The sequence below is a fragment of the Phenylobacterium sp. genome, assembly GCF_031181185.1.
In the GTDB taxonomy this organism is placed as follows: Bacteria; Pseudomonadota; Alphaproteobacteria; order Caulobacterales; family Caulobacteraceae; genus Phenylobacterium.
The window spans coordinates 1-6,056 of sequence record NZ_JAPSKZ010000205.1 but is presented as its reverse complement, the minus strand read 5'-3'; the positions used below and the strand labels follow the sequence as shown (position 1 = coordinate 6,056).

At 71.1% G+C, this 6,056-nt stretch carries 7 protein-coding genes; all 7 read right to left on the bottom strand.

Translation table 11 applies throughout. The features are described from left to right. A partial coding sequence (locus RIF93_RS17980; RefSeq protein ID WP_309092826.1) for a hypothetical protein occupies nt 1-482 on the bottom strand: 482 nt, incomplete at its 3' end. Nucleotides 483-564: 82 nt separating this feature from the next. Further along, complete coding sequence (locus RIF93_RS17975; protein WP_309092825.1) at nt 565-798, bottom strand: hypothetical protein; 234 nt, start codon at nt 796-798, stop codon at nt 565-567. Continuing rightward, on the bottom strand, nt 795-1,475 hold the full coding sequence (locus tag RIF93_RS17970; protein WP_309092824.1) for a hypothetical protein: 681 nt from the start codon (nt 1,473-1,475) through the stop codon (nt 795-797). Before RIF93_RS17970 ends, RIF93_RS17975 begins: the two co-directional genes overlap by 4 nt. Next, nucleotides 1,472-2,161 carry a HupE/UreJ family protein gene (locus tag RIF93_RS17965; protein WP_309092823.1) on the bottom strand — a complete coding sequence of 230 codons (690 nt, stop codon included), beginning with the start codon at nt 2,159-2,161 and terminating at the stop codon, nt 1,472-1,474. Before RIF93_RS17965 ends, RIF93_RS17970 begins: the two co-directional genes overlap by 4 nt. Next, on the bottom strand, nt 2,158-3,327 hold the full coding sequence (locus tag RIF93_RS17960) for an alanine racemase (RefSeq protein ID WP_309092822.1): 1,170 nt from the start codon (nt 3,325-3,327) through the stop codon (nt 2,158-2,160). Before RIF93_RS17960 ends, RIF93_RS17965 begins: the two co-directional genes overlap by 4 nt. After that, nucleotides 3,294-5,501 (bottom strand): phosphoribosylformylglycinamidine synthase subunit PurL, encoded by a 2,208-nt coding sequence (purL, locus tag RIF93_RS17955; RefSeq protein ID WP_309092821.1) that lies wholly within the window; start codon nt 5,499-5,501, stop codon nt 3,294-3,296. Before purL ends, RIF93_RS17960 begins: the two co-directional genes overlap by 34 nt. Nucleotides 5,502-5,724: 223 nt before the next feature. Continuing rightward, a partial coding sequence (locus RIF93_RS17950) for a hypothetical protein (protein ID WP_309092820.1) occupies nt 5,725-6,056 on the bottom strand: 332 nt, incomplete at its 5' end.

Sequence of the window (6,056 nt, the reverse complement as noted above, 5' to 3'; positions counted from 1 at the left end):
CCCTTGGCGGTTTTGCGAAGAAGCACGAATTGCTGCAGCCCGCCATGACGCTGGCCGGTGTGCACGATTTCGACGATCGCTTCGCGGCCATCGGGGCTCAGAACCGGCAGCGACAGGCGGTTCACGCCGCTCTCGGGGCGGTTTTCTGGCGCGGCAGCTTCGGCAGCTGTCAGGATGGCGCGCCGGTCTTTACGAGCTGCCGCCTCGACCGCCGGGCAGACCAGGATCGACGCAGTCGGTGCGGCCTTGAAGGCGCGGACCGCGGCCGCCGATGGCGCGACGTCGCTCCAGCCCAGACGCATCTGGGCTTCATCCGGCCAGGTGCGGCGGGCGGGGCCTGCATCGACGATGGCGGCGAACTTCCACCCTTCCGCCCACCGGCTGTAGGCGACGAGCGCGGCTTCGCAGGCGCCCGCCGGCGCGGGCGCGGGAGAGGCTTGGAGCGCCGCGGTGACGGCGAGACTTGTGAGCGAGGCAAGCAAGACCGGCTCCCTGGAGCGCGCACAGCCTAGCCGAACGATCGACGTGCGGCGCTCACGATCCGTTTACATGTGTAGTCGCCCATCAGTCGTCGCGCAGGTCGGCGCGGATCTTCGAGAGGATGAGGCTCACGTGGTCGTCCACCTCGGCGACGAAGGCCTGGAAGGCCTCGTCGGGGCGGGCGGCGGTCTCGTAGGGGCCGGCCAGACGGTCGATGGTGCCGGGCAGCTCCAACTCCAGCTCGGCGATGAGCCGGCGCAGCAGCACCTCATGAGCGGCGAGGCGGACGCGTAGCTCGCGGTCGGGATCGGTGGTCATGGGGCGCTCCTCAGGGCCTTGGGCGCGTGCGGCCGGGCCCGGGCGGCGGGGACGTTGGCGAGAACCCCGGCCTCATTGCCCGGCTGGCCGGCGGGGACCAGATCGTAGAAGCCGGCGAGGCGTAGGCGGACCACGACCGGATCGTCCCCGGCGTTGGAGAACTGCCAGCCCTGGATCCCATCGAAGGGCGCGGTGATCGCGCCTCGCTGCTGCAGGCTCGAGCCCTGGCGGAAGGTGACGACCTGCATCGCCTGCCCCGCCTTCGGCGTGGTGTGGCCGTGCTGGTCGAAGCGGAAGTCACGTCCGTCCTGCGCGCCGACGACCTCCCAGGCGTAGGTCAGGACGGCACCCTTGCGCATGCGCACCTTGTACTCGAGCTCGGAGTTCTCGGCGCCGCTCAGGAAGCCGCCCAGCGGGATCTCGACCACGTCGCTGCGAAAGGGCTGGTCGAACTCGCGAGCCAGCGGGCCGGCGCCGGAGCGGGCCTCGATAGTCTGGTCCTCCGGCGCCCAGAGGCGGGCGACACCCGTCAGCCGACCGACGCCCAACGGATCGCGCCCGTATTCCGCAGGCGCGACGAAGCCCAGCACGACCAGCAACGCGAGGGCGAGGGCGGCAAACGTCGCCGCGACGAGGCGTCTACCGGAGAGCGGCGGTGGAGCGGAGGCTTTCGTCATGCGACAGGTCCTCCATAGGCGTAACCGGCGAGCTGCTGGGCCGCCAGCACGAAGCCCGCGAACATCAGCAGGATGTTCGCCGCCGTGGCCGTGGACGCGAAGGCGCGGGTCCTACGCCAGAGAGTCATGGCGAGCAGGATCAGCGAGAGCGCCAGCAACTGGCCAACCTCGACCCCGACGTTGAAGGCCAGGAGGTTGGCGAGCAGCCCGTGGCGTTGAAGATCCAAGGCTTGGAGCTTCGTGGCCAGGCCGAACCCGTGGATCAGGCCAAAGACCAGGACAGCGGCGCGCGTGTCAGGCTGGACGCCGAAGAGGGACCGAAAGCCGTCCAGGTTGTCGAAGGCCTTGTACGCCCCAGACAGCCCGATCGCCGCGTCCACGAGGCGGCTGTCGACGTGCAGGTCGAAGAACACGCCGGCCAGCAGCGTGAGCGAATGGCCCAGCGAGAAGAGGCTGACGTAGAGCGCGATCTGGCGCAGCCGGAACAGGAAGAAGATGACGCCGATCAGGAAGAGCAGGTGATCGTAGCCCGTCACCATGTGCTTGGCGCCGAGGTAGGCGAACGGGAACGGCGCCGGCCCCTTGGCCGCGGCCACGAAGGCCGCGTCCGAGCCGCCGATGTCGTGCGCCAGGGCTGGCGTTGCGGCGCCGGCCAGCGCCAAGGCCGCCCAGACGACACGCCTCACTGGCTGGCGCCTCGCGCTTCGATGGGGATGATGTCCACCAGGACGTCGCCGCGGACCAGGTGCAGGACGTCGTAGCGGTCCAGCGTGGGGTCGATGTGGCCCGGCGCGAATTCGACCCGCTCGCCGCGCGCCACCGGAGCGGCCGGGCGGGCGAGGCGGCCGTGCTCGTCGCCGAAGAAGCGATAGCCGCAGCCGGCGAACTTTGCGGTCAGCGCTGCTGGCAGCGGTCCGTCCGTCGAGAACGCCTTCAGGCCGGCGTCGACCGTCACCCAGTCGGGCTGGTTGGCGCTGATGACGGTGGCGGCGATCGCCAGGCTCTGCTGGAAAGCGCCTTCGGGATCCTCGCCGAGAGCGTCCCGGTACTCGCGGTCCATGAAGGCGTAGGAACCCGGCTGCACCTCCGTGAGCACGCCCTGGGCGGCGTCGGCGGTGAAGGTGCCCGTGCCGCCGCCCGTCAGGAGATCGACGCCGAAGCCCGCCTGCGAGAGCGCGGACTGCACGGCGCGCAGCCGGTCCATGCCCGAGGCGACGGCGGCGGCGCGGGCGTTGGCGCCGGCCATGTGCTGCCAGTGGCCGCCGTAGCCCTGGAGGCCGATCAGGCGGAGGTTGGACTGCGCGCCGACGGCGTGGGCCACTTCGAGCGCCTGGGCGGGATCGCGGACGCCGGTGCGGCCGAGGCCAACGTCGACGTCGATGAGGACCTGGATCGGGCCGCGGGCGGCGGCGCCCAGCTCGGCGGCCGCGTCGGGGTGGTCGAGGACGATGCGGATGTCGGAGAGGCGGGCGGCCAGCGCCGCAGCGCGGTGGGCGGGCGCCTCGCCTACGATGGGGGAGGTGACGAGGATGCCATCGACGCCGGCCGCGGCGAGGGCCTCGGCTTCGGCGAGCTTGGCGCAGCAGACGCCGACGGCGCCGGCCTCGATCTGCTGGCGCGCCACCCAGGCGCACTTGTGGGACTTGGCGTGCGGCCGCAGCGCCAGGCCGGCCTGGCGCGCCCGCTCGGCCATCAGGGCCACGTTGGCCTCGAAGGCGTCGAGGTCGAGGACGGCGGCCGGCGTCGGGATGCGGTGACGCGAGCCGGGCTGGCCGATGAGCGCCTGCGCCTGGAGAAGGTGCGGGCGGCCCGTCACGATCAGGCCGTCTCGCCCATGTAGGCCGGCATCCATCCCTCGTGCGCCTGGCGCAGCTCGGCGAGGGGGATGTCGAACAGGCCCGGGCAGGCGAAGGCCTGGCCGCCGGCCTCGCCCACGACGTCGGCCAGGACGCCCGCCTTCCGCGCGGCGCCCAGGATGAAGTCGGGATCGGTGGTCGCCACCAGGTAGCGGGCCTGGTCCTCGCCGAACAGGATGGCGTGGGCGCGCGGGCCGGGTTCGATGTTGAGGGTCACGCCCATGTTCGAGGCCAAGGCCATCTCGGCGGCCGCGGCCACCAGGCCGCCGTCGGAGAGGTCGTGAACCGTGGCCACCTGCCCGTCCTTGATGAGGGTGCGGACGAGGTGGCCCACGCGCTTTTCGGCGGCAAGATCGACCGGGGGCGGGGCGCCGTCCTCGCGGGCGAGGATCTCGCGCAGGTACATCGAGGCGCCGAGCTCGCCCAGCGTCACGCCCAGCAGCACCAGGCTCTCGCCGGCCTTCAGGTTCGAGAAGTCCGCGCGCTTGGAGGAGTCGGCGATGAGACCCACGCCGCCTACGGTCGGGGTCGGCGGAATGGCCTGGCCGTTCGTCTCGTTGTAGAGGCTGACGTTGCCGCTCACGACGGGGAAGTCGAGCGCACGGCAGGCCTCGGCCATGCCGTCGATGGCGCCGACGATCTGGCCCATGATCTCGGGCCGTTCCGGATTGCCGAAGTTCAGGTTGTCGGTGATGGCGATGGGATCGGCGCCCACGGCCGTCAGGTTGCGCCAGGCCTCGGCGACGGCCTGCTTGCCGCCCTCGTACGGGTCGTTCTGGACGTAGCGCGGCGTGACGTCCGACGTTACCGCGAGGGCCTTCTTCGTGCCGTGCACGCGGACGATGCCGGCGTCGGCGCCGGTGGCGCTGTCCTCCAGGGTGTCGGCCATGACGTGGCGGTCGTACTGCTCCCAGATCCAGCGCTTGGAGGCCATGTCGGGGCAGGACATCAGCTTGATCACCGCCTGGGCCCAATCGGCGGGCGGCGGCACGTCGGCCGGATCGAGGCGGGGCTCGGGCTTGGGCGCCACGTGCGGCCGGTCGTAGAGGGGCGCGTCGTCCGAGAGCGGCGCCAGCGGCACGTCGCAGACCACCTCGCCCTTGTGCTTGAGCACGATGTGGCCCGTGTCGGTGGTGCGGCCGATGACGGCGGCGTCGAGGCCCCACTTCTCGAAGATGGCGTGGCCGTCGCGCTCGCGGCCGGGCTTCAGGATCGCCAGCATCCGCTCCTGGCTTTCCGACAGCATCATCTCGTAGGCCGTCATGCCCTCTTCGCGCTGGGGCACCATGTCGAGGTCGAGCTCGATGCCGACGCCGCCCTTGCCGGCCATCTCAACCGAGGAGGAGGTGAGGCCGGCGGCGCCCATGTCCTGGATCGCGGCGACGGCGCCCGTGGCCATCAGCTCGAGGGTGGCCTCGATCAGCAGCTTCTCGGCGAAGGGGTCGCCGACCTGAACCGTCGGGCGCTTCTCGTCCGAGGCGTCGTCGAACTCAGCCGACGCCATGGTCGCGCCGTGGATGCCATCGCGGCCGGTCTTGGAGCCGAAGTAGACGACCGGCAGGCCGGCCGCCGGGGCGGCCGAGTAGAAGATCTTGTCGGCGTCGGCCAGGCCCACGCACATGGCGTTGACGAGGATGTTGCCGTCGTAGCCGCGGTGGAAGTTGGTCTCGCCGCCGACGGTCGGCACGCCCACGCAGTTGCCGTAGCCGCCGATGCCGGCGACGACGCCCGAGACCAGGCGCTTGGTCTTGGGATGGCTCGGGTCGCCGAAGCGCAGCGCGTTCAGCAGCGCGATGGGCCGGGCGCCCATGGTGAAGACATCGCGCATGATGCCGCCGACGCCGGTCGCCGCGCCCTGATAGGGCTCGATGTAGGAGGGGTGGTTGTGGCTCTCCATCTTGAAGACGCAGGCCTGGCCGTCGCCGATGTCGACGACGCCTGCGTTCTCGCCCGGTCCCTGGATCACGCGGGGGCCCTTGGTGGGGAACTTCACCAGGTGCTTGCGCGAGGACTTGTACGAGCAGTGCTCGGACCACATCACCGAGAAGACGCCGAGCTCCACGTCGTTGGGCTCGCGGTTCAGGCGCTTGACGATGAGGTCGTATTCCTCGGGCTTCAGGCCGTACTCGGCGGCCTTGTCGGCCATGCTCTTCGCGGGGGAGGCGCTCATGGGGCGCCTAATAGCGGGACTCTCAGGAGAGGGCGATAGGGGGAGCATCGCCGAACGGCGGCGGCGACCGTCGCGCGCACGAGTCTTGCCTCCCCTGCGGAGCGGGGGAGGGGGCGCCGGACCTGTCCGGCGGAAGTTCGTCGTGTCGGTGGCGGGGTTCTGAGAGACCCCTCATCCGGCCTGCTGCGCAGGCCACCTTCTCCCGCAAGGGGAGAAGGAGGGGTCAGGTGGTGTCGTGGGGGTCGGGCTTCGCGTGGGGGTAGGGCTCGGGCTTGAGGTCGAGGCGTTTGATGATGCGCTCGGCCTGCTGTTCAAGGGTGAGCGTCGCGAAGACCGGATCGAGGCCTTCGTATTCGAGGGCGCGGTCGAACTCGGCTGAGAGTTCGTCGTCGTCCTCCCAGTCGGCCTCGCGCCAGGTGAGGGTTTCCACCCGGTGGCGGATGCGGTCGTCGCGCTCGCGGGCGCGGCGCTCGGCCTGGGCCTCGGCGATGCGCTCCTCGTCGCGGGCCAGCGCCCGGATGTCCTTCCGCAGCTTCACGCGCAGGGCATAGGTCA

Excerpts from the sequence above, each read along its gene's own strand:
- RIF93_RS17970 (WP_309092824.1), bottom strand. The coding sequence starts at position 1,475 with ATGACGAAAGCCTCCGCTCCACCGCCGCTCTCCGGTAGACGCCTCGTC.
- purL (WP_309092821.1), bottom strand. The coding sequence starts at position 5,501 with ATGAGCGCCTCCCCCGCGAAGAGCATGGCCGACAAGGCCGCCGAGTAC.
- RIF93_RS17960 (WP_309092822.1), bottom strand. The coding sequence starts at position 3,327 with ATGGATGCCGGCCTACATGGGCGAGACGGCCTGATCGTGACGGGCCGC.
- RIF93_RS17975 (WP_309092825.1), bottom strand. The coding sequence starts at position 798 with ATGACCACCGATCCCGACCGCGAGCTACGCGTCCGCCTCGCCGCTCAT.